This is a genomic window from Kitasatospora sp. NPDC004745 (assembly GCF_042873275.1).
Taxonomy (GTDB): domain Bacteria; phylum Actinomycetota; class Actinomycetes; order Streptomycetales; family Streptomycetaceae; genus Kitasatospora.
In genome coordinates this window covers 374,621-396,642 of the sequence record NZ_JBIALK010000003.1, presented here as the reverse complement: position 1 = coordinate 396,642, position 22,022 = coordinate 374,621, and the positions used below count along the sequence as shown (strand labels likewise).

Sequence of the window (22,022 nt, the reverse complement as noted above, 5' to 3'; positions counted from 1 at the left end):
CGTGGGGGCGCGGCAGCTGTGGAGCGGGCCGCGACCCGCCGGCTCGGCCACCCGCACCGGTAGGGCGTCCCGCGGGTACCGGGCCCGCGGTTACCCGTCCCGCAGGCTCAACCGACCTTCCAGAGCGCCAGGTAGGCGTCGAAGCATCCCACCAGGAACCTGCTGTCGGGGCTGAAGACGAGGTGCTCCGGCATGAAGGGCCTGGGGGTGAGGGCGTTCGCCTCGTCGAGTCCGCGGACGGGGTTCCAGGTGGCCGTGGACCAGACCCGCACCCGTCCGTCCTGCTCGGCGCCCGCGAGCAGGCCGCCGTCCGGGCTGAACGCCAGGGCGGACACCGGGTTGGAGGGGAAGGGTAGCGTCTCGACCACCGCGCGGGTGGTGATGTCCCACACCTTCACCTCTCCCCGGGAGGCGGTGGCGAGGACCTTGCCGTCCGGACTGACCGCGAGGGCGATCGCACCGTCCCCGGCGTTCTCCACCGTTGCGAGGAGCCTTCCCTGGCGGGCGTCCCAGAAGCGCAGCAGGCTCTGCCGGTCCTGGCCGGTCGTGGCGACGACGGTGCGGCCGTCCCGGGCGAAGGCCATGCACAACACTTCCCCGTCCGCCTCGAACGCCGGGTGCTCGATCGGATTGGTGATGGTGGTGACCAGGGTGCGGCTCCCGACGTCCCACACGGTGATCACGCGGTTGGCGCTGTACGCCAGGGTCCTGCCGTCCGGGCTGTACGCGAGGTTCGCGTATCCGGCCTTCTTCTGGTTCCGGTCGCCCTGGAGGGTGGCCGCCTTCTTCCGGGACGCCGTGTCCCACAGCGTGATCGTCGCGAAGTCGTCGACGCTGGCGAGCAGCGAGCCGTCCGGGCTGAACTTCACGGCGAAGGTGAGGTTGCCGTCGATGCCCGGCACGGCCGAGGTGCCGAGGTCGGCCGCGACGTCCAGGCCGGGGCTGTTCCACAACGTCAGGCCGCTGCCGTGGTCGCCCACCGCGAGGAGCGTGCCGTCCGGGCTGTAGTCCAGGGCGGTCTGCCGGGTGCGCCACTTGGGGGAGACCCTGAAGGCGGGTTCCGACGGAGTACCGGGAGACGTCGGGGTGGCCGCGGGCGTGGGCGACGGGCTCGGTCCGACCGGGGCCGCCGACGACGTGTTCGGCGAGGTCGTCGGCGGCGGGAGCGTCTGCGGACCGCCCGCGGTCGGGGAGCCCGAGGTCCGGTCGAGTGCGAGCGGCACGGCCGTCGCCGCGGCGGCACCCGCGCCGAGCACGGCGAACAGCACCGTTCGCCGACTCGGGCGCCGGCGCCGCGCCGGATCCACGTCGGATCCCTCGGCCGCCGGTGGATCCGCCGCACCGGGCGTCGGGACCGGTCGTTCCGGCCCGGCGGGCCCGGTCGGCACCGGGAGCGCGGTCCTGGTCGGCAGGTCCTCGTTCGCGACGTGTCCGGTCAGGACGATCGTCCCGGTGTCGGACGCCACCAGCCGGCCGGCGCCCTCGGTCAGGCCGAGGAGGCGGGTGACGGCGGCCTGCTGCTCGTCGATCAGGGCGTGCACGGCGGCCGGCCACGGCCGTACGGCCGGGGCCAGCGGCCCGAGTTCGTGCGCGATCCCCGCGGGCGTGGGCCGCAGCTTCGGGTCCTTGGACAGGCACCGCGCGACGAGCTCGCGCAGCTCCTCCGGGACGGCGGAGAGGTCGGGTCGGGTGTGGACCACGTTGTAGAGCGTCTGCGGTGCGGAGGTGCCGGTGAACGGGCTGCGGCCGGTGCACGCCTGGACCAGCACCGCACCGAGCGAGAACACGTCGCTGGCCGGGGTGAGTTCACCTCCTTCGGCCTGCTCGGGGGACATGAAGGCGGGGGAACCGACGAGCCAGCCGGTGTGGGTGATCTCGGTGCCGCCCTCGCTGTCGGTGGCCCGGGCGATCCCGAAGTCGATGACCCGGGGCCCGTCGGCGGCGAGCAGGACGTTGGACGGCTTGAGGTCGCGGTGGATGAGCCCGGCCCGGTGGATCCCGCCCAGCGCGGCGGCCAGCCCGGCGGCCAGGCGCACCACCGCCTCGGCCGGCAGCGGACCGGCCCGCTCCACGGAGTCGCTCAGGGCCGGGCCGGGCACGAAGACCGAGGCCAGCCACGGCAGCGGCGCGTCCGCGTCGGCATCGAGCACGGCCGCCGTGTACGCGCCGGACACCCGCCGGGACGTCTCCACCTCGCGGCGGAAGCGCGCACGGAATCCGCCGTCCTCCACGAACTGTGAGCGCACGACCTTGACCGCGACCAGGCGCCCGTCCGGTGCGACGCCCAGCAGCACGCGCCCCATGCCGCCGCGCCCCAACTCTGCCACGACCCGGTACGGACCGACGGTGAGCCGGTCCGCGTCCCCCAACGGCTCCATCGGCCCCCTCCGACGTATGTGGCAACTCCGGGCGTACGCGCCCCTGTTGCCTGCCTTGGCGCGAGCATCTCACATCCTGGCGCGGCGGCGCAGGTCGCAGTGCGTGCTCCTGCGGCCTCCGGCGTCGTCGATGCGGGCCTCGGCGCCCCTCAGGCCGCGCGGGTGGCGGCGACGGGGGTGAGGGCGGCGTACTCCAGCGGAGCCGAGGGGTCGACGGAGAGGTTCATCGGGGCGGGTGCGGCACCCGCGCGGACGAGCAGGTCGCCGATGGCGGCGATCATGGCGCCGTTGTCGGTGCAGAGCCGCAGCGCCGGGACGCGCAGCGTGATGCCGGCGGAGGCGCAGCGCCGTTCGGTCAGGGCGCGGATCCGGGAGTTGGCGGCGACCCCGCCGACCACGACCAGGGTGTCGATGCCGTGGTCGGTGCAGGCCCGGACGGCCTTGCGGGTGAGGGTGTCGGCGATCGCCTCCTGCAGTGCGGCGGCGGCGTCGGGGACGTGCGGCTCGGTGCCGGCGGCACGCTGGGCCTCCACCCAGCGGGCGGCGGCGGTCTTGAGGCCGGAGAAGGAGAACGCGTACGGGGGGTCGTTCGGCCCGCTCAGCGGGCGGGGCAGGCGGACGGCCTTCGGGTCGCCGTCGCGGGCGGCCCGGTCGATGGCGGGCCCGCCGGGGTAGGGCAGGTGGAGGATGCGGGCGACCTTGTCGAAGCACTCGCCGGCGGCGTCGTCCAGGGTGTCGCCGAGGTGGACGATCGGGTCGCGCGCCAGGTCGCGCACCAGCAGCAGCGAGGTGTGCCCGCCGGAGACGATCAGGACGATGCACGGGTCGGGCAGCGGCCCGCCGTCGAGGGTGGCGGCGGCGACGTGGCCGGCGAGGTGGTGGACGCCGTACAGCGGGACGCCGAGCGAGAAGGCGTAGCCCTTGGCGGCGGCGACGCCGACCTGCAGGGCGCCGGACAGGCCCGGGCCGGCGGTCACGGCGACGGCGCCGACGTCGGCCAGGGTGAGTCCGGCCCGGGTCAGGGCCTCGTCGACGACCGGGGCCATGGCGTGGACGTGGGCCCGGGCGGCGATCTCGGGCACCACGCCGCCGAACCGCGCGTGTTCGTCCATGCTGGACGCCACCGCGTGCCCCAGCAGGACGCCGTCGCGCACCAGCCCGGCGCCGGTCTCGTCGCACGACGATTCGATCCCGAGCACCACCGGCGATCCCGCCATCACCCACGACTCCTTGTTGCCTAAGTTCAGTATTTGCGAATAACTGGCAACAAGGATAGGCGAGCGCCCGCCGGCGACCACCGTGCCGGGGGTGGGACGCGCAGCTCAGGGGCCCTGCGCCCGCCCGGCGAAGATTCATCCAGGTGTTCGGAACTTCCCGGGGTTCCGGCCCGACTCCTGTGCCGGGTGCCGTCGCCGACGGTGTCCGCTACGGGAGGAGGGCGGAGCATGCGGCCCAGGAGCTGCTCGTCGCGTCGGCCGGGACGCGTCGGCCGGGGGTGCGCGCTGTGAGCGCGGTGACGGGCCGGGAGGCGCCGGCGGCGGTCACGGACCGCTGGAGCCTGGTGGCGGTCGCGGGGATGCTGTCGTTCGTGGCGATGCTCGACATGAACATCGTCAACATCGCCCTCGCGGACATCGCCGGGGGCTTGCGGGTGTCCGCGCAGACCGCCCAGTGGGCCGCCCTCGGGTACCAGCTCCCCCTGGTGGCGCTGCTCCTGCCGGCCGGTCGGTGGCTGGGCGCGGTCGGCACCCGCCCGGCGCTGCTGACCGCCCTCGGCGGGTTCGCGCTGGGCAGCGCCGCGGCCGCGGCCGCGCCGTGGGCGGGTGCGCTGATCGCGGCCCGGATGGTCCAGGGGGCCTTCGGTGCGGTGCTGTTCGTCCTGATGCCGGTGCTGGCGATGCGGTCGGTGCGGCCCGGGCTGCGGGGCCGTGCGATGAGCGTGCCGGCCACGCTGGGGCCGCTCGGTGCGGTCACCGGCCCGGCCCTGGGCGGGCTGATCGTCGACCACCTTGGCTGGCGGGCGGTCTTCCTGGTGAAGCTGCCGGTCTGCCTGGCCGCCTGGCTCGTCGCCCGCCGGCACCTGCCCCGGGGAGGCGCCCTGGCGCGGCCGGACCGGGCGGAGGTCACCGACGCGGCGCTCATCGGCGGCGCCGTCTGCGCCGTCCTCCTCGGGCTCACCCTGACCGCGGACGCCCCCGGCTGGCTGCTGCTGGGCGCCCCGGCCGTCCCGCTGACCGCGCTGTGGCTGCGGCGGGCCGGCGGACAGCCCGTCAGGTCGGTGCTGCGGGAGAACCGGACGGCCGGCCTCAACACCGCGGTGCTGGCCGTCGCCGGGGCCTTCGCCGCCGTGCACTACCTGCTCGCCCTGCACCTGCAGCGCGACGAGGCCGCCGGCGCCACCGCCACCGGCCTGACCATCCTGTGCTTCCCCCTCGCCATGGGGATCGCCGGACCGCTCGGCGGCCGGCTCGCCGACCGCTACGGCGCCCGGCCCACCGCGACCGCCGGCGCCGCGCTCACCGCGCTCGGCTTCCTGCTGCTCGCCCCGCTCGGTGACACCTGGACCCTGCCGGACGTCGCCTGGCGCCTCGCCCTCGCCGGAACCGGCATGGGCCTGTACGGCGGCCCGACCCAGGCCATGGTGATGACCTCCGCCACCCCGGCGACGGTGGCCACCGCCGCCTCCACCGTGCAGCTCGCCCGCAGCCTCGGCTTCACCCTCGGCCCGGCCCTGGCCACCGCCGCCTGGAGCCTCGGCGGCTCCGGTGCGGGCGGCCTGCACCTCGGCCTCGGCCTCGCCGCCGCCGGCAGCTGCCTCGCCGTGCCGCTGCTGGCGCGGCACGGCCGCCCCGCCGTCGCCCGGGCGGCCTGATCCCGCCCCACCTCCCCCTCCCGCCACCACCGTTCACACCACTGGAGCATGCGCATGTGCGGAATCACCGGCTGGGCGTCCTTCCACCAGGACGTTCGGCACAGTGCCCCCGTCATCGAGGCGATGACCGAGACCATGGCCCTGCGCGGGCCGGACGCCGGGGGTGTCTGGCTCGGCGCCCACGCCGCGCTCGGCCACCGGCGCCTCGCCGTGCTCGACCCCGAGGGCGGCGCCCAGCCGATGGCGGACCGGCCCGACCGGCCGCGGGTGGTGCTCACCTACAGCGGCGAGGTCTACAACCACCACGAGCTGCGCGAGCGGCTCAGAAGCAGGGGCCACCGATTCGGGACGCGCAGCGACACCGAGGTGGTGCTGCGCGCCTACCTGGAGTGGGGCGACGCCCTGGTCGACCACCTGGAGGGCATGTACGCCTTCGCCGTCTGGGACGAACGCGAGCAGCGCCTGCTGCTGGTCCGTGACCGGCTCGGCGTGAAGCCGCTGTTCTGGGCGGCCGTCGACGGCGGGCTGGCCTTCGGCTCGGAGCCCAAGGCCCTGTTCGCCCATCCCGAGCTCACCCCCACCGTGGACGCCGACGGCCTGCGCGAGGCGTACAGCCTGCTGTTCAACACCGGCCCCACCGTCTGGGCCGGGGTCCGGGAGGTGGAGCCCGGCGGACTGCTCGTCCTCGACCGGGACGGCGTCCGCGAGCGCCGCTACTGGCAGCTGACCGCACGCCCGCACACCGACGACCTGGCCGCCACGCAGGAGCGCGTCGGCGAGCTGGTCGACCGCGCCGCCCGCACCCAGCTGGAGGCGGACGTCCCGCTCTGCAGCCTGCTCTCCGGCGGCCTGGACTCCACCGTCGTCACCGCCCTGATCGCCGACGAACTCCGCCGCACCGACGGCCCCGGGGCGAGGCTCCGCTCCTACGCCGTCGACTACAGCGACCAGGCCGAGCGGTTCACCGGCGACGTGCTGCGCACCGGCCACGACACGCCCTTCGCCACCGAGGCCGGCGCCTTCATCGGCACGGACCACTCCACCGTGGTCCTCGACCCGCGGACCCTGCTCGACCCGGAGAACCGGCGGGCCGTCGTCGTCGCCCGGGACTCGCCGATCGGCGTCGGCGACATGGACACCTCGCTCCACCTGCTGTTCGGCGAGATCCGCAGGCACTCCACCGTCGCCCTGTCCGGTGAGGCCGCGGACGAGGTCTTCGGCGGCTACCCGTGGTTCCACGACCCGAAGGCCCTCGCCGCGCGGACCTTCCCCTGGCTGCTCGTCACCGGCGACGAGGCCGCCATGCCGCTCCACCCCGAGCTCGCCGCCGACCTGCGCATCCGCGACTTCCGCGAGGACACCTACCGCACCGCCCTGGCGGGCGTCCCGCACCTCGACGACGAGACGCCCGTCGAGCACCGGCAGCGCGAGATGCAGCACCTCTCGCTCACCCGGTGGCTGCGCCAGCTGCTGCACCGCAAGGACCGCCTCTCGATGGCCCGGGGCCTGGAGGTCCGGGTGCCGTACTGCGACCACCGCCTCGTCGAGTACGCCTTCAACACCCCCTGGGCGATGAAGAACCACGACGGGCGCGAGAAGAGCCTGCTGCGCGACGCCGGCCGGGGCATCGCCCCGGACTCCGTGCTGTGGCGGCCCAAGAACCACTACCCGGCCACCCACCACGCCGACTACAACGCCGGCCTCCAGCGGCTCGCCCTGGAGGCGCTGGACGCACCCCACGTGCGGGAGATCGCGGACGAGACGGTCGTCAGGGCCACCCTCGACACCCCGGCCGACCGCCTGCAGTGGGGCCACCGGCTCCGGCTGGAACGGGTCGTGGACCTCGCGCTCTGGCTCGACCACCACCGCCCCGCCCTGGCCCTCTGACCCGGCGGCCCCACCTCCGCCGCACCCCCGTCGCCCCACCCCGACCGCCATGTGCCCGAAGGAACCGGACATGACCACCCCCGACCGCACCGGGGCCCGCTGCCCCGTCACCGGAGCCACCGCCGGCGAGCCGATCCCGCTGTACGGCTCCGCCTACAAGACCGACCCGTACGACCTCTACCGCCGGATGCGCGACACCGCCCCCGTCCACCGGGTCCGCTTCCCCTCCGGCATCGCCGCCTGGCTGGTCACCGGCTACGAGGCCGCCCACCAGGCGCTCAACGACCCGCGCCTGGGAAAGAACCACGCGCTCGGCAACGACGACTGGCGCGCCCTCGCCTCGATCATGCCCGAGCCCCAGCACTCCCAGCTCCAGGCCCACCTGCTGCACCAGGACCCGCCGGAGCACACCCGGATGCGCCGCCTCGTCCTGGACGCCTTCGCGCCGCGCCGGGTGGAGTCGCTGCGCCCGCGGTTCCAGGAGCTCGCCGACGCCCTCGTGGACGGGCTGCCCGCCGAGGGCGGTGCGGACCTGGTGGCCGGCTTCGCGGCGCACTTCCCCTTCCGGGTCCTGGCGGAGGTCATCGGCCTCCCGCCGGAGCTGGCCGCCCGCTTCGACCGGGACTGGGGCAAGGTCGTCCAGCCCGTCGGGCCCCAGGACCCGGGCCGGCCCGCCTACGAGGCGCGGCTGCTCGGCCTGCAGACGTACATCGCCGAGGTCGTCGCCCACAAGCGCGCGCACCGGGAGGAGGACCTGCTCTCCCGCCTGGTCACCGCCCGGGACGAGGGGGAGCTCACCCGGGAGGAACTGGACTCGATGATCTTCCAGCTCCTGGTCGCCGGCCAGGAGCCCGTCACCAACCAGATCACCACCATGCTGATCACCCTGCTCCGCCACCCCGACCAGCTGGAGCGGCTGCGCGACGACCCCGCCCTGCTGCCCCGCGCGGTCGAGGAACTGCTGCGCTACGACAGCGCCTTCGAGCTCACCACCTGGCGGTTCTTCGCCGAGGACAGCGACCTGCACGGCACCCGCATCCCGGCCGGCGACTCGGTGATCGTCTCGCTCTGCGCGGCCAACCGGGACGGCGGGCAGTTCCCCGACGCCGACACGCTCGACCTCGAACGCAGCCCGAACTCCCACCTGGCCTTCGGCCACGGCGTCCACTTCTGCCCCGGTGCCGCGCTGGCCCGGGCCGAACTGCAGACCGCCCTCGCCACCCTGCTCGCCCGGCTGCCCGGACTGCGGCCCGCCGAACCCCTCGACGACCTCACCTGGATCCCGGCCGTCCTCGCCCGCGGCGTCAACCGGCTCCCGGTCGCCTACGACCGGCGCACCCCGCTCCACACCCGCCCGACCACCTGACACCCCGCTCCCGCCCCGCCCGCCAGGGCGGCCCGGCACCCGCCCCACCGGGGGAACGGGCGCCGGGCCGCCGCCCCGCCATGCCCTCACGGAGGAGACGCATGCCCACCCCGTCCGTTCTGGGTACCTCCAGATCCGTCCGGCAGACCTGCGCCGCCGTCCTGGACCTGCTGCTGCCCCACCGCCGAGCCACCGACACCGCCGCTGCGGCCGGAGCCGACGACTTCCCCGAACAGCTCCGGCAACTGGCCGAGTTCGTCGAGGCGGGGGACCGGATCGTCTTCACCCTGCCCGGCTTCCCCTGCAAGTCGCCCAGCCCCGCCAAGGTCCTCGGACACCTCCCCGACGAGGGCGAGCGGCTCTCGCTCACCTTCCTCGACGACCTCTGCCGGGCGGTCGGCGAGGTGTACGAGCCCGGCGCCCGGATGGAGATCTGCTCCGACGGGCACATCTTCGGCGACCTGATCCGCGTCCCCGATCCGCACATCGACGCCTACTCCGACGAACTCGCCGCCATGATCCGCCGCGAGGGACTGACCAGCCTCTCCGTCTTCGACCTGCGCGACGTGCTCGGCGACCTCCCGTACGACGAGAAGCGCGCCCGGGTGCACGCCGCGTACGCGCCCACCGTCGAGGACCTGCGCGCCGAGGTGAAGCGCGACGGACACACCCTCGCCCTCTACCGGGGCATCACCCGCTTCCTCACCGAGGACACCGTGGACTTCACCGGCACCAGATCGGCCCTCCAACGGGAGTGCCGCCGCCGCGCGTACGGGGTCATCCAGCGCAGCCGCGCCTGGGGCGACCTCATCGCCGAGCACCACCCCCGCACCGTCCGCCTGTCCATCCACCCGCAGCCGCGCGGTGCCGCCAAGTTCGGCATCCGTCTGCTCGACGCCCCGGACGCCTGGACCACCCCGTGGCACTCCACCGTCCTGCACCGCGCGGACGGCAGCTGGCGGTTGATGCGCCGGGCCGACGCCGAGCAGCAGGGCAGCCTGGTGCTGCGGGCCGGGCGGCCCAGCCACTTCGAGGAGTCCTGACCATCCGTCGGCCGGGCGCGGCCGGCGCCCGACGCACGACCGCCCCCGGGCTCCCGACGGGAGCCCGGGGGCGGCGGTCCGGCGACACTACACGGGGACGGTCCGCTCCCCGGCGGAGGCCTCCCCGGCGGTCCCACCGGTGGACGTCTCCCCGGCGGTCCCACCGGTGGACGTCTCCCCGGCGGTCCCACCGGTGGACGCCTCCGCGCGCGTCGCCGGGGCGGGCTGCCGGTGGTCGAAGGCGATCAGCGGATCACCGGTCAGCGGATGCTCCACCACGGCCGCCCGCACGCCGAACACCTCCGCCAGCAGCTCGGGCGTCAGCACCTCCCGCGGCGTGCCGGAGGCCACCAGCGCACCCCGGTGCAGGACGTGCAGCCGGTCGCAGAGCGAGGCCGCGGCGTTCAGGTCGTGCAGCGAGATCAGCGTGGTGCGGCGCTGCGCGCGCAGCACGGCCAGCAGCTCCACCTGGTGCCGGACGTCGAGGTGGTTGGTCGGTTCGTCCAGCACCAGCACGTCCGGCTGCTGCGCGAACGCCCGCGCCAGCAGCACCCGCTGCCGCTCCCCGCCGGACAGCTGCGCGAACCGGCGGTCCGCGTACGCCCCGAGGCCGACCTGCTCCAGCGCCTCGGCGACCGCGGCCCGGTCCCGCTCGTCGTCCCCGGCGAAGGCCCGCTTGTACGGGGTCCGGCCCATCGCCACGACCTCGCGGACGCTGAACTCGAAGTCCGAGCCGCGCTCCTGGGGCAGCGCCGCGACGTGCCGGGCGGCCTCGGCCGGGGCCAGTGAGCGCACGTCGCGCGAGGCCAGCAGCACCCGGCCGGCCCGCGGACGCAGGTGCCGGTAGACGGTGCGCAGCAGGGTGGACTTGCCGCTGCCGTTCGGCCCGACCAGCCCCGCGATCTCGCCCTCGGCGGCGATCAGTCCGACGTCGGAGAGCACGTCCCGGCCCCCGAGGGCGACGGTGACCTGCTCGATGGTGATCCTCATCCGCGCTCCAGCCGTCGGTCGAGCAGGTACAGCAGGACGGGCGCGCCGACGACCGCGGTGACGACGCCGATCGGCAGCTCCTGGGTGTCCAGGGCGTTGCGGGCGACGGTGTCCACCGCGACCAGCAGGACGGCACCGGTCAGCGCGGACAGCGGCAGCAGCCGGCGGTGGTCGCCGCCCACGACGAGCCGGCACACGTGCGGGACCAGCAGGCCGACGAAGCCGATCGCGCCCGAGACCGCGACCAGCACCCCGGTCAGCAGGCTGGTGACGGCGAACAGCTCGCGGCGCAGCCGGGCGGTGTCGACGCCGAGTCCGGCGGCGGTCTCGTCGCCCATCAGCAGGGCGTTGAGGTGCCGGGCCCGGGCCTGGAGGGCCAGCCAGCCCAGGGCGACGGCGGCGGCCGGGGCGGCGAGCTGGTCCCAGGTCGCCGCGCCGAGACTGCCCATGAGCCAGAACAGCACGCCCCGGGTCTGCTGGTCGTCCCCGGCCTGGAGGACGAGGAAGCTGGTGAACCCGGAGAGGAACTGCCCGATGGCCACCCCGGCCAGCACCAGGCGCATCGGGGCGAAGCCGCCGCCGCGCCGGGCGATCGCCCACACCAGGGCGAAGGAGCCCAGGGCCCCCGCGAACGCGGCGGCGGAGACGCCGAAGCCGAACGCGAAGCCGGTGCCGGCACCGAGGACGATGACGGCGACGGCGCCCAGCGACGCACCGGAGGAGATGCCCAGCAGGTAGGGGTCGGCCAGCGGATTGCGCACCAGGGCCTGGACGGCGGTGCCGACCAGTCCCAGTCCGGCACCGACGAGTGCCGCGAGCAGGGCGCGGGGGACGCGCAGCTGCCAGACGATCAGGTCCCGGGTGCCGGCCTCGGGCGCCGTCCCGGTGATCCGGTGCGCCACCACCGTCCACACCTCGTGGACCGGGATGTCCACGGAACCGAACGAGACGGCCAGGGTGAGCGCGAGGACCAGTGCGGCGACGAGGGCGGACGCGACGGCGCCGGCCCGCGCGGTGCGCGCGGGCCGGCGGACGGGCGCCGCAGCGGGTGCGGCCGTCATCTACCGGGCGTCCTTGACCAGGTCGGGGAAGAGGGCGTGTGCGATCTGCTCGACGGTGTCGGCGTTGCGGGTGCCGGCGATGGTGGTCACCTCGGAGCCGATCCGCACGAAGCGGCCCTCCTGGACGGCCTTGAGCCCCTTGGTGGCGGGGAACTCGCGCAGGAACTTCTCCGCCTCGTCGAACGCCTTCCCGTTCTCGGCCTCGCTGCCGCGGTTGCGCACGCCGAGCTGGATCCAGTCGGGGTTCTTCGCGACGACGTCCTCCCAGGAGACGGGCTTGAAGTCGCCGTCGAGGTCGCCGAACACGTTGCGGGCACCGGCGAGGCCGATCACGGCGTTGCCGACCTGCCGGTTGCCCACCGCCATCGGCTGCTTGGTGCCGGCGTCGAAGTCGAAGAAGAAGTAGCCGGGGCGCTTGTCCGCCGGCACCCCGGCCAGCGCGGTCCGCACCGTTGCGACCTTCTTCTCCATGTCCGCGACCAGGGCTTCGGCCTTGGCCGAGGTGCCGGTGACCTTGCCGAGGCTCCTGATGTCGGTCTCGACACCGGCGAGGTCCTGCACGGCGGCCGGGGCCGTGGCCGCGCAGGAGGTGGAGTGCAGGAAGACCCGCTTGATCCCGGCGGCCCGATACTCCTGGTCGGTCGGCGTGGTGCCCATCCCGCCGCCCATGCCGCCCATGTCGGCGAAGGTCTCCACGTACAGGTCGGCGCCGGAGCCGAGCAGCTTCTCCTTGGGGATCACCATGTCCCCGAGCACCGGCACCTTGGCGCCGGCGTCGGCGATCCCGGCCGGCAGGGTGCCCTTGCCGGGCGGGAAGCCCGTGCCGATCACCCGGTCGCCCGCACCGAGCTGCAGCAGCATCTCCAGGCCGGAGGCGTTGCTGGTGACGATCCTCTTCGGCGCCGCGTCGAACACCGTCTCCCTGCCGGCACAGTCCGTGGCCGTGACCGGGAACGCCGCTGCCGACGGGGCGCCGGAAGCAGCTGCGGACGTCGCCGCTCCCGCGTCGCCGGCCCCGGCACCTCCGTCACTGCTGCATCCCGTCACGAGGACGGCGACGGCGGCGGCCATGCCGCACAACACACGAGAACGCATGGAACTCTCCTGGGAACATCCGGGTGCAGTGGGCCGACGGTTGCGGGCCCGGCTCTGGTAGTCGGGCCCGGCGCCGGAGTAGTTCCCAGGTGCGTCCGGGATTTTCCCGGGCCGCTCCCCGGCGCCATGCCGCGTGGTGATGCCGCACGCCGTTGCGGGGGCCCCGGGAGGGTTTCGGGGGGACGGCCGCCCGGCCCGGGCCGGGCTGCCATGATGGGGCGGCCATGCCCGCGCCGCCGTCCCTCCCGCGCTCCCGCACCGCCGCCGCCGATGTGCGGCTGGTGCGGGCGGTCGTGCTGGCCTCGGTGAGCGTCGCGCTGGCCGCGGCCGCCCACACCGCGGCCGGTGGCCGGGTGGAGCCGGGCCTGCTGCTCCTCGGCTGGCTGGTCACGGCCCTCGCCGGTGCCGCCGGGTCGGGGCGGCGACGGTCGTTGCCCACGATCACGGGCGCCTTCTCGGTCGGCCAGCTGGGCCTGCACCTGTGGCTGCAGGCGGCCCCGGAAGCGCCCCTGCCCGACCGGACCAGGAGGGTCGCCGCTCCGGGCGGGCACGTGCACGTCCACCACCCGGCCGCGGTGACCGGCGGCGGCGCCGCGCACACGGCGGCCCATTCCGGGATGCTCGGGCACTCGCCGGCCATGCTCGCCGCCCACGCCGGTGCGGCGCTCGCCACGGGGTGGCTGCTGCACCGGGTCGAGGTCCTCCTGTGGCGGCTGATGGACCTGGCGCGGGCCCTGCCGGAGTCGGCCCGCGGCTGGCGCCGACGGTTCTCCGACACCGTGGCCCGGCTGGCCGGTCGGGCCGCTCCCGTCCGCCCGCGGACCGCGCCCCGCGCCGCTCCGGTCGGCCGCGCCGACGAGGTGCTCCCGAGGCCGGCGGTCCTGCGGCACAGCCTGGTCCTCCGGGGGCCTCCACGGACGGTCGGCGTCTAGGGCGTGTCTAGGGCCGCCGGCTCATGGCCCAGGGCGCCGCACCGACCGTCACGATCCCCCTCCCCGCACGGCCCCGGCCCGGCTTCCGCCGCGCCGGTGCACGCCGTGCCCATCTCCCGGACGGAGAACCCCGCCCCATGCGCTCCACCGCTTCCCGACGCGTCGCCACCGCGGCCGCGCTGGCCACCGCCGCCGTGCTCGCCACCGCCGCCCCCGCGTTCGCGCACGTGACCGTCCAGCCCGGCACCGCCTCCCAGGGCGGTTACACCGCCATCGCCTTCCGCGTCCCGGACGAGAGCGACACCGCCGCGACGACCGAGCTGGAGGTCACCCTGCCGGCCGACCACCCGATCGCCTCGGTCGCCACCGAGCCGCTGCCCGGCTGGACCGCCACGACCGAGAAGACCAAGCTGTCCACCCCGATCAAGACCGACGACGGCGACGAGATCACCGAGGCCGTCTCGAAGGTCACCTGGACCGCGGCCGCCGGGACCAAGATCGCCCCCGGCCAGTTCCAGGACTTCCGGATCTCCCTCGGCGCGCTGCCCACCGACACCGACAAGGTGGTCTTCAAGGCCCTGCAGACCTACGACGACGGCACCGTGGTCCGCTGGATCGACGAGAGCGCGGCCGGCCAGCCCGAGCCCCAGCACCCGGCCCCGACCCTCACCCTCACCAAGGCCGCCGCCGACGGCGACACCGACCACCCGGCGGCCGCCCCGCAGGCGGCACCCGCGGCCGCCGCGTCGTCCTCGTCCTCCTCCGACACCACGGCCCGCACCCTCGGCGTCGTCGGCATCCTCGTCGGCGTCGCCGGGACGGCCTTCGGCGTCCTCGGCCTGCGCCGGCGCGACGGCCGCCGGTCCTGACCCCGCCCCGGGTGGGCGCCCACCAGGCGCTCACCCGGGCCCGCCGCCCGCGGCGGGCGGGCGTCAGCCGTGGGCCAGGCAGTGCTCGAGCTCGTCGAGCGCGTAGAAGTAGCTGCCCTTGGCCACGGGCTTGCAGGACGCCTTGAAGGCGGTCTCCTTCTCGTTGTAGAGCATGCGCACCAGGTGCGTGGCCGGCCGGCCGTCGGAGGGCGTGTTCGCGAAGAGGTCCCACTGGATGTTGGCCGCCATCGGCGAGACCTCCGCACCGCGCCAGGGGTTGTTCCGGTAGGTGTAGGGCTGCCCCGGGTCGGCGGGCGCGGTGCTGCCCGGCAGGCCCATCAGGGCGGCGAGCGGCTCGATCTCCTCGGCGTGGGTGAAGCGCAGCACCGCGCCGTCGCCGTCGGTGCCGGCGGCCTTGGCCCCGGCCCGGGCGAGGAGGTCGTCCAGCAGGACCCCGGCCATCCGGTAGGTGATGGTGCGTCCGCTGAACGCGGGGCCCTTCTGGTAGAACTCCTCGGCGTCGTCGAGGTAGGCGAGCCACCGGGCGTCGCGGTCGGTCAGGAACGGGGCGAGGTCGACGTCCGGCGCCTCGGTGCGGAGGTCGGGCGCCGCACCGTAGAGCTGGTACAGCGAGCGGGCGAAGGAGACCTGGTCCGCGGCGGACATCGTCGCGGTGAAGTCCGCCCGGAACAGGCGCGCGACGACCCGGTGCGCCGTTTCGGCCGTGCGCGGGTCACCGTCGATCCGCGCGAGGACCGCGGCCAGCGCCGGATCGCCCTTCACGTACGCCTGGTAGTCGGCGTTCTGCGGCTGCTTGTGGAAGTACAGCAGGTCCTTGTCGGTGACCGGCTCCTTGATCAGGCCCGTGAGCGCCGGATCGCCGGAGGTCAGACCGCCCGTGAACGCACCGGCGCTGGCCACCGCCCGCGGCACCCCCGAGGTCTCCACCACGATCGGCTCGTGCCGGGCGGCGATGCCCGCGAACAGGGACGGCAGCCGCTGCTCCATGCGCAGCGCGGTCTGCCGGTGCTCCTCGGCGCCGCGGGCGGAGAGGTTGCCGTAGCCGAGGGCGGCGGCCGCGAACAGCAGCGACTGCACCTGCGGGCCCAGTCGCGCACCGAGGCCGGTGAGCGCGCCCCGGTCCTGCGCCCGGCGCAGGACGGCGAGGACGGCGTCGCCGTCGCCGCTGTCGGTCATGGCGCGGGAGCCGTGGCGGGCGACGTTCTCGGTGAAGACCGGCACGAAGCCCTTCGGCGGCTTCTGGTAGTGGCCCGGCCCGCCCTGCGGGGCGTAGGGGGTCTTGGTCCCGTAGAGGTCGTGCCCGGTGTGCGACGTGGCGGGCCGTTCCCGCGCGGACGCGGTGCCGGCGGTGAACAGCACGCCGGCGGCGAGGGAGACGGCCATGACGGCGGACAGGGGGGCGGTGCGCTTCACGGCGGCCCTTCGGGTCGGATCGGTCTACCGGTCGGTAGCTCCGGGCCGTCGCACGGTGACACGGTGACGAGAAGCCCTGTCGACGTCGTGTCAAGGCCGGGGTTACGGGCGGCTGAACGCCTGCCGCCGGTCGAACGGGCTTGCCCGGGCGGGCTGGTGGCCGCCGGGCGGGTGAGCGAGGGCTTGTGAAATGACATCCATTTTCATGTAGAGTGGCCGCACCGACCGCCCGACCCCCTCGCATCGACCCACCCCAGGACGGAGCCCCGATGTCCGCCCACTGCCAACTGACCGGCCGCCGACCGGGTTTCGGCAACGCGATCTCGCACTCGCACCGCCGCACCCCCCGCCGGTTCGACCCCAACATCCAGCACAAGCGCTACTGGCTGCCCGGAGAGGGCCGGTACGTCCGGCTCACGCTCAGCGCCAAGGGCATCCGCACCGTCGACGCGATCGGCGTCGAGGCGGCCGTCGCCCGCATCCGCGCCCGAGGAGGGAAGGTCTGATGGCACGCCGCCCATGGTGACCGCGTCCAGCAACTCGTCTTCACCGCCGAGGGGCTGGACACCCACGGGATCGTCGGACTCCTCGACTCCTGCCTGCTCACCGACGCCGAGCTGATGGCGGGGGAGCGGAGCTGGAAGGCCCTGCCCGACGCTTTCGGGGACCTCCTCGAACCCGTCTCCTGACCCCCGATGGCCCCGAGGGGACATTCGGATCGCATTGGCCCGACCGAACAGCCGTCTGACCTGGCATCTGCCACCCCTGCCACCGGGCGGGCGGTGCCCTCACAGTCCGCGGATCGCAGGCCTGGTCAACGCGTACCCGAAGGCGCCCAGGAGGCAGAGCCCCGTGGCCGCGAACACGCTCCGGCTCCCGAACGCGTCCACCGCCGCGCCGGCCGCGATCACCGAGAGCGGGAAGACCCCCAGCGCGCAGAAGGTGACGGCCGCCATGACCCGGGCCAGCAGCGCGGGCGGAGTGCTCCTCTGCACGCCGGTGACGACCAGGACGTTGGTCACCGTGCTGGCGCCGCCGGCCAGGCAGAGCAGCAGCACGGCGCCGACCAGGCCGGTGAACGGCACCAGGCCGATCGCCGCACCCATCACCAGACCGGAGCGCATCGCCGTACGGCCCCGCGAGCGCACCTCGGTGAGCCCGGCCGCGAACAGGCCGCCGACCAGCGCGCCGCCGGTGAACGCGGCCAGCAGCAGGCCCAGCCCGACGGCACCGGCGCCGAAGCCGTGGGTGGCCAGGGTCGGCAGGGCGACCCGGGTGGCACCGCCCACCGTCAGGTTGGCGATCACCGTCACCGTCAGCACCGCCCGCAGCAACGGGGACTCCCGCAGCAGGGCACGGAAGTTCCGCGGCACGGAGGCCCGTTCGGACACCGGGCCGGGCGGTGCGACGGGGGTGCCGCGGCCGATCAGCAGCAGCGTCACCGCCGACACGGCGAAGGTCGCCGCGTCCACGCCCAGGGCGGCGGCCGGGTCCAGCCAGGCGACCAACGGGCCGGCCAGCGCCGGACCGAGCAGTCCGGCCCCGAAGGTGACCGTGCTGTTCAGCGCGTTGCCCGCGTGCAGGTCCTCGGCGGGCAGCAGGGTCGGCGTGATCGCCCAGGCGGCCGGCAGGAACACCCCCGCCCCGAGGCCGACCAGCAGCGCGAGCCCGCCGATCAGCCAGAACCGGGCCACCCCGGCCGCGGCGATCCCGCACAGCCCGGCGGTGGCGAGCAGCCGGCCGAGGTCGGCGGTCAGCATCACCCGCCGGGCCCCGAACCGGTCGGCGAGGATCCCGCCGAGCGGGGTGGCGGCCAGCCGCCCCGCGCCGTAGGCGGCGACCACCAGGCTCAACTGGCGGGCGCCCCCGGCGAGGGAGTACACCAGCAGCGGCAGGGCGACCAGCTGGAACGCGTTGCCGAACTCCGAGGTGCCCTGCCCGATCACCAGCAGCCGGTAGCCGCGTGCCCGCAGGGGCGCGGCGCCGATCCGGGGGCGGAACCGCCCCGGGCCCGTCGCGGTGCGCGCTCCCGGGCCTCCCGTCCGGGCGGCGTCCGTCCGGGCGGTGTCGCCCGCCGGCGCGCCGTCCGTCGGTGCGTCGCCCGCCGGCGCGCCGTCCGTCGGTGCGTCGCCCGCCGCGGTGCCGCCCGCCGGTGCGTCGCCCGCTCCCGAGCGGCTAGCCATCGAGCGAGACCGGCAGCGACTCCAGGCCGCGCAGCATGATCGTGTTGCGCCAGGGCAGCGTCTCCTCCGCGGCGGCCAGTTCGATCCGCGTGAAGCGCTCCAGCAGGCCGGTCAGCGCCACCTCGCTCTCCAGCTTGCCGAGGAAGGAGCCGAGGCACCGGTGCAGGCCCTGCCCGAAGGCCAGGTGGCCCGGATCGCCGCGGTCCAGGATCAGCCGGTCCGGGTCGGTGAAGCGGGCCGGGTCCCGGTTGGCCGCGCCGAGCGAGAGCAGCACCAGCTCGTCCGCGGGGATCTCCACGCCGTCGACCGTCACGTCGGCGTTGGTGAACCGCAGCGTGGCCATGCTCACCGGGGACTCGTAGCGCAGGAACTCGTCGATCGCGACCGGCATCGCCGCCGGGTTGGCGCGCAGCCAGGCGAGCTGGTCGGGGTGGTGGAGCAGGGCGAGGGTGGCGGTGCCGAGCAGGTTGACGGTGGTCTCGTGGCCGCCGATCAGCAGCAGGAAGACCATCGAGAACACCTCCTGTTCGGTGAGTTCGCCGGCGTCGCAGGCCTGCACCAGGTCGGTGAGGATGTCCGTGCTCGGCGAGGACCGTCGGGCGGTCATCAACTCCCTGAGGTAGTCGTTCAGTTCGGTGGTCGCCTGGGCGAAGGTCAGGTCGCCGCCCTGGGTGAGGATCGCCGTCGACCAGGTGCGGAAGGCCTGCATGTCCTCCGGGGGGAAGCCCAGCAGATCGCAGATGACCATGATCGGCAGCGGGAAGGCGAAGTCCGTCACCAGGTCGGCGGTCTCCCGGCCGCGCAGCCCGTCCAGCAGGCCGCCGGCGATGCGCTCGACCAGCGGTCGCATCAGGTCCACCCGCCGGCGGGTGAAGACGCCCTGGATCAGCCGGCGCAGCCGGGTGTGGTCCGGCGGGTCGCTGTTGAGCATGTGGACCACCTCCGAACCGAGTGTCAGTCCGGAGCCCCGCCCGCTCGCGATGGCCTGGCTGCGCCGGACGTCCTGCCCGAAGCTCGGGTCCATCAGCGCCGCCCGGACGTCCTGGTAGCGCGTCACCAGGTAGACCGGCAGGCCCTCGCCGAACTCCACGACGGAGACCGCGCCGCCCTCGCGGATCCGGGCGAGCGTGGGGTAGGGGTCGCGGATGAACGCGGACATCCGCGCGGCGGCGTCGTCGACCGCGGTGGTCATGGATCTCTCCTCGGCATCGAAGCTCTCGCGGACGGGCGGCCGTGTGCGGCTACACCGTCAGCGACGGGAAGGGCCAGCGCCGCACCCGCATGGGCAGGAACCAGGCGCGGCCGGCCTGTTCGGCGATCAGACCGGCGTCGGCGAAGTCCCGGTGGACGGCGTGCGGCAGCAGCTCGAGGTCGACGCCCTCGGACAGCGCCTCCACCTGCGCCAGGTGGCCCGGCTCGTCGATGGTGAACAGCTCCAGCGTCCCGAACCGGCGGTCGCGCACCTCGACGAAGCCGGGGCCGCGCCGGAAGACGCACTTGCTCGGGTAGTACGTGGCGCGCCACCCGTCGGCGACCTCCGGCGCGCACCCGGTCACCCGCTCGGGCGGGTAGAGGTGGTGGAACCGGCGCCGCGCGGCGCAGCCGTCCGTGCAGACCGCCTGCCAGAGCACGGCCAGCCCCTGCCCGGTCGCCTCGCGCAGCAGCGTCAGCGCCCGCGCGGAGGCCGCCGGCGCGTCCGCGCACAGGTGCACCGGCCCGGTCAGCCGCAGGCAGCGGACCCCGGCGCGGTGCAGCTCGGTGACCTCCTGCTGCACCGGGCCGCGCAGCCTGCGGCGACCGAGCGCGTAGCCCGGCAACTCCCGTGCGGCGGGGTCGTAGTCGAGCCACAGCTCGACCTCGGGGTCGGCCGCACGCCAGGCGGCGGCGTCGGCCGCTTCAGCCGATCGCGACGGCATCGAGCACCTCCTCGGCGTGGGGGTGGACGGCGACGGGGCCGTGCCGGTGCTGCATCCGCATCAGCACCTGGTTGTCGGACTCGACGGCGACCTGCAGGAAGCTGTCCCCGTCGTGGAACAGCAGGCCCAGGGCGGTGAAGCGCTCCAGCACCGGCCCGACCGCCGCTGCGCCGCCGGGGGTCTTGGCGGCCAGCGCGGCGGCCGACCGGGGCTGGGAGAGCAGCCGGAAGACGGCGAGCTCCACCGGATCGGTCAGCTCGACCACCCGCCAGTCGAACCCGGGACGGGTGTTGACGAGCACGATCCGGTCGCCGGCGTCCCGGTGGGTGAGCCGGCTGTCGGGGAACCGGGCGAGCCAGGTGTCCACGGCCGCGCCCAGCCGCTCCGCGAGCCCGCCGCCGATCCCGCGCGGCGGCGCGGTGAACACGTAGGCCAGTTCGTTCAGTTCGCTCTCCGGGAGGCGGTAGGTCGCGCGGTACTGGAAGGCCGGCCGGGTGATCGCGAAGCCGAGCTCGGGGCGGTCGAAGTACGGGCTGAACCGCTCGATCGCGATCCGCCCCGCGCCGGTCGGCGGGTCCAGGTGGTGCAGCACGGGCAGCTGGCGGATCACCGACTCGTAGTCGTCCGGCTGCTCGCCCGGGAAGCCGTAGAGGTAGTTCCAGGTCACCGAGACCCCGGCGCTCTGCGCGTCCCGCAGCGCACGGACGTTCTGGCAGCCCGTCACCCCCTTGTCCATGATCCGCAGGACCCGGGTGCTCAGGTTCTCGATGCCGGGCTGCACCTGGGCCGCGCCCGAGTCGCCGAGCAGCTGGAACTGGTGGCGGCGCAGGTTGGCCTTGATCTCGAAGTGCAGCCGCAGGTCGACGGGGAGCTCCGTCAGCGACTTCAGGACGGTGTCGAAGTAGCCCATGTCCAGGATGTTGTCGACCACGTAGACGTCCAGCAGCTGGTGGCGTTCGGCGAGCGCGAGCACCTCGGCGAGGAAGTCCGCCGGGGGCTTGGAACGGAACTCCATCGAGGAGCCGTTGAGCCCGCAGAAGGTGCAGTGGTGCTTCTCGCCCCACCAGCAGCCCCGGGAGCCCTCGACGACCAGCTTGGGGTCGACCCAGCCGGCCGCGACGGAGGCGTCGAGCCGCTCGAAGAAGCCGTCGTAGCGGGGCGCCAGGATCGCCGCGGGCGGCAGCGGGCGCGTCGACATCGCGTTGGCCGTCGAGCTCCCGGAGCCGTCGCGCCAGCACAGCCCGGGGACCGCGGAGAGGTCGCCGCCGGCCAGCAGCGCCGGGAGGGCGGCCTCGCCCTCGCCGCGCACCACGTAGTCCAGGAATGGGAAGTTGCGGTGCAGCGCGGCGCCCTGCGGACCGTCGCAGTTCGCGCCGCCGAACACCGTCCGCACCTGCGGGCAGCGCTGCTTGAGCAGCCTCGCGGCGGCCAGGCTCGCCGTGTTCTGCTGGAAGGTGGTGGTGAAGCCGACCAGGTCCGGTGGGTCGGCGGCGAGTTCCTCGACCAGGCGGGTGATGAACGCGGGGGCGATCGCGCGGGTGGCCCGGGTCAGCGCGATCTCCTGCTCGCTCGCGCCGTTGGCGGCGAGGTACTCGAAGTAGCCCGCGAAATCGTGGTCGTGACTGTCGCCGTCGCCGTGACTGTCGCCGTCGCGGCCCGGGGCCGGCTCGTCGTCGCCGTACAGCGCGCCGGCGAACGCCCAGTCCCCCGCGCCCTGGAAGTAGGACTTCTCGGAGAAGTACTGGTAGTCGTCCGCGCCGAAACCCGTGGTCCCGGCCGCCCAGTCCACGAAGTCCAGGTTGGCGTAGCGCACGTCGACCCGGTGGCCCGCACGGACGGCGGCGGTGTGCAGGATCCCGAGCGCCAGCGACGGCACGTCGATCGCGCCCCAGGGCATGTGCAGCAGGACGATACGCATGGTGGCCACTTCTGTTGTCCGCAGACGGTCGGTGAGGTGTCGCTCCGGGGCACCGTGGGCGCCCCGGAGCGACGGAGG

General features: G+C 74.8%; 17 protein-coding genes. 7 read left to right on the top strand and 10 right to left on the bottom strand.

The features are described 5' to 3' along the window. Positions 1 to 107: 107 nt before the first annotated feature. Complete coding sequence (locus ACFYUY_RS08705) at positions 108 to 2,378, bottom strand: protein kinase (RefSeq protein WP_387899315.1); 2,271 nt, start codon at positions 2,376 to 2,378, stop codon at positions 108 to 110. A gap of 149 nt (positions 2,379 to 2,527) precedes the next feature. Beyond that, a complete protein-coding gene (gene tsaD / locus ACFYUY_RS08700; RefSeq protein WP_360217951.1) occupies positions 2,528 to 3,595 on the bottom strand; it encodes a tRNA (adenosine(37)-N6)-threonylcarbamoyltransferase complex transferase subunit TsaD in 1,068 nt (355 codons plus the stop codon). 287 nt (positions 3,596 to 3,882) lie between these two features. Between tsaD and ACFYUY_RS08695 the strand changes: the two genes are divergently transcribed. The 4 genes from ACFYUY_RS08695 (at position 3,883) to ACFYUY_RS08680 (ending at position 9,546) form a co-directional block, all read left to right on the top strand. Beyond that, positions 3,883 to 5,250 carry an MFS transporter gene (locus ACFYUY_RS08695; RefSeq protein WP_387899311.1) on the top strand — a complete coding sequence of 456 codons (1,368 nt, stop codon included), beginning with the start codon at positions 3,883 to 3,885 and terminating at the stop codon, positions 5,248 to 5,250. Between the two features lie 54 nt (positions 5,251 to 5,304). Beyond that, the gene (gene asnB / locus ACFYUY_RS08690) at positions 5,305 to 7,137 is read left to right on the top strand and encodes an asparagine synthase (glutamine-hydrolyzing) (protein WP_387899308.1); all 1,833 of its coding nucleotides are present in this window, start codon (positions 5,305 to 5,307) and stop codon (positions 7,135 to 7,137) included. Positions 7,138 to 7,207: 70 nt separating this feature from the next. Continuing rightward, complete coding sequence (locus ACFYUY_RS08685) at positions 7,208 to 8,503, top strand: cytochrome P450 (RefSeq protein WP_360217959.1); 1,296 nt, start codon at positions 7,208 to 7,210, stop codon at positions 8,501 to 8,503. A gap of 101 nt (positions 8,504 to 8,604) precedes the next feature. Then, positions 8,605 to 9,546, top strand: coding sequence for an isocyanide synthase family protein (locus ACFYUY_RS08680; protein WP_360217962.1), 942 nt, complete (start codon positions 8,605 to 8,607; stop codon positions 9,544 to 9,546). Positions 9,547 to 9,633: 87 nt separating this feature from the next. Here the strand turns inward: ACFYUY_RS08680 and ACFYUY_RS08675 are convergent, their stop codons facing one another. From ACFYUY_RS08675 to ACFYUY_RS08665, 3 genes are read right to left on the bottom strand one after another with little or no spacing between them, the layout of a single operon-like run. Continuing rightward, entirely contained in the window at positions 9,634 to 10,536 is a 903-nt protein-coding gene (locus tag ACFYUY_RS08675) for an ABC transporter ATP-binding protein (RefSeq protein WP_387899304.1), read from the bottom strand. Then, positions 10,533 to 11,597: an iron ABC transporter permease gene (locus ACFYUY_RS08670; RefSeq protein ID WP_360217968.1), complete on the bottom strand. Its 1,065-nt coding sequence runs from the start codon at positions 11,595 to 11,597 to the stop codon at positions 10,533 to 10,535. Before ACFYUY_RS08670 ends, ACFYUY_RS08675 begins: the two co-directional genes overlap by 4 nt. Further along, positions 11,598 to 12,692 (bottom strand): ABC transporter substrate-binding protein, encoded by a 1,095-nt coding sequence (locus ACFYUY_RS08665; RefSeq protein WP_387899301.1) that lies wholly within the window; start codon positions 12,690 to 12,692, stop codon positions 11,598 to 11,600. 224 nt (positions 12,693 to 12,916) lie between these two features. Here ACFYUY_RS08665 and ACFYUY_RS08660 point away from each other — a divergent pair, with 224 nt between their 5' ends. Then, a complete protein-coding gene (locus tag ACFYUY_RS08660) occupies positions 12,917 to 13,624 on the top strand; it encodes a hypothetical protein (protein ID WP_387899298.1) in 708 nt (235 codons plus the stop codon). Between the two features lie 137 nt (positions 13,625 to 13,761). Continuing rightward, positions 13,762 to 14,493 carry a YcnI family protein gene (locus tag ACFYUY_RS08655; RefSeq protein ID WP_360217977.1) on the top strand — a complete coding sequence of 244 codons (732 nt, stop codon included), beginning with the start codon at positions 13,762 to 13,764 and terminating at the stop codon, positions 14,491 to 14,493. Between the two features lie 63 nt (positions 14,494 to 14,556). On the opposite strand, the gene ACFYUY_RS08650 is transcribed toward ACFYUY_RS08655, so the two are convergent. After that, positions 14,557 to 15,927, bottom strand: a complete 1,371-nt coding sequence (locus ACFYUY_RS08650) for a histidine-type phosphatase (protein ID WP_387899295.1) — start codon at positions 15,925 to 15,927, stop codon at positions 14,557 to 14,559. Positions 15,928 to 16,196: 269 nt separating this feature from the next. Here ACFYUY_RS08650 and rpmB point away from each other — a divergent pair, with 269 nt between their 5' ends. Next, complete coding sequence (gene rpmB, locus ACFYUY_RS08645; protein WP_387899292.1) at positions 16,197 to 16,433, top strand: 50S ribosomal protein L28; 237 nt, start codon at positions 16,197 to 16,199, stop codon at positions 16,431 to 16,433. 282 nt (positions 16,434 to 16,715) lie between these two features. Here rpmB and ACFYUY_RS08640 read toward each other — a convergent pair whose 3' ends face one another. From ACFYUY_RS08640 to ACFYUY_RS08625, 4 genes are read right to left on the bottom strand one after another with little or no spacing between them, the layout of a single operon-like run. Beyond that, complete coding sequence (locus tag ACFYUY_RS08640; protein WP_387899289.1) at positions 16,716 to 18,110, bottom strand: MFS transporter; 1,395 nt, start codon at positions 18,108 to 18,110, stop codon at positions 16,716 to 16,718. Continuing rightward, positions 18,103 to 19,302 (bottom strand): cytochrome P450, encoded by a 1,200-nt coding sequence (locus ACFYUY_RS08635; RefSeq protein WP_387899286.1) that lies wholly within the window; start codon positions 19,300 to 19,302, stop codon positions 18,103 to 18,105. Before ACFYUY_RS08635 ends, ACFYUY_RS08640 begins: the two co-directional genes overlap by 8 nt. Before the next feature lie 49 nt (positions 19,303 to 19,351). Then, positions 19,352 to 20,026, bottom strand: coding sequence for a DUF5825 family protein (locus ACFYUY_RS08630; RefSeq protein WP_387899284.1), 675 nt, complete (start codon positions 20,024 to 20,026; stop codon positions 19,352 to 19,354). Further along, positions 20,007 to 21,944 (bottom strand): RiPP maturation radical SAM C-methyltransferase, encoded by a 1,938-nt coding sequence (locus ACFYUY_RS08625; RefSeq protein WP_387899282.1) that lies wholly within the window; start codon positions 21,942 to 21,944, stop codon positions 20,007 to 20,009. Before ACFYUY_RS08625 ends, ACFYUY_RS08630 begins: the two co-directional genes overlap by 20 nt. Positions 21,945 to 22,022 lie beyond the last annotated feature (78 nt).

Excerpts from the sequence above, each read along its gene's own strand:
- ACFYUY_RS08705 (WP_387899315.1), bottom strand. The coding sequence starts at position 2,378 with ATGGAGCCGTTGGGGGACGCGGACCGGCTCACCGTCGGTCCGTACCGG.
- tsaD (WP_360217951.1), bottom strand. The coding sequence starts at position 3,595 with ATGGCGGGATCGCCGGTGGTGCTCGGGATCGAATCGTCGTGCGACGAG.
- asnB (WP_387899308.1), top strand. The coding sequence starts at position 5,305 with ATGTGCGGAATCACCGGCTGGGCGTCCTTCCACCAGGACGTTCGGCAC.
- ACFYUY_RS08685 (WP_360217959.1), top strand. The coding sequence starts at position 7,208 with ATGACCACCCCCGACCGCACCGGGGCCCGCTGCCCCGTCACCGGAGCC.
- ACFYUY_RS08680 (WP_360217962.1), top strand. The coding sequence starts at position 8,605 with ATGCCCACCCCGTCCGTTCTGGGTACCTCCAGATCCGTCCGGCAGACC.
- ACFYUY_RS08675 (WP_387899304.1), bottom strand. The coding sequence starts at position 10,536 with ATGAGGATCACCATCGAGCAGGTCACCGTCGCCCTCGGGGGCCGGGAC.
- ACFYUY_RS08670 (WP_360217968.1), bottom strand. The coding sequence starts at position 11,597 with ATGACGGCCGCACCCGCTGCGGCGCCCGTCCGCCGGCCCGCGCGCACC.
- ACFYUY_RS08665 (WP_387899301.1), bottom strand. The coding sequence starts at position 12,692 with ATGCGTTCTCGTGTGTTGTGCGGCATGGCCGCCGCCGTCGCCGTCCTC.
- ACFYUY_RS08660 (WP_387899298.1), top strand. The coding sequence starts at position 12,917 with ATGCCCGCGCCGCCGTCCCTCCCGCGCTCCCGCACCGCCGCCGCCGAT.
- ACFYUY_RS08655 (WP_360217977.1), top strand. The coding sequence starts at position 13,762 with ATGCGCTCCACCGCTTCCCGACGCGTCGCCACCGCGGCCGCGCTGGCC.
- rpmB (WP_387899292.1), top strand. The coding sequence starts at position 16,197 with ATGTCCGCCCACTGCCAACTGACCGGCCGCCGACCGGGTTTCGGCAAC.
- ACFYUY_RS08640 (WP_387899289.1), bottom strand. The coding sequence starts at position 18,110 with ATGGCTAGCCGCTCGGGAGCGGGCGACGCACCGGCGGGCGGCACCGCG.
- ACFYUY_RS08635 (WP_387899286.1), bottom strand. The coding sequence starts at position 19,302 with ATGACCACCGCGGTCGACGACGCCGCCGCGCGGATGTCCGCGTTCATC.
- ACFYUY_RS08630 (WP_387899284.1), bottom strand. The coding sequence starts at position 20,026 with ATGCCGTCGCGATCGGCTGAAGCGGCCGACGCCGCCGCCTGGCGTGCG.
- ACFYUY_RS08625 (WP_387899282.1), bottom strand. The coding sequence starts at position 21,944 with ATGCGTATCGTCCTGCTGCACATGCCCTGGGGCGCGATCGACGTGCCG.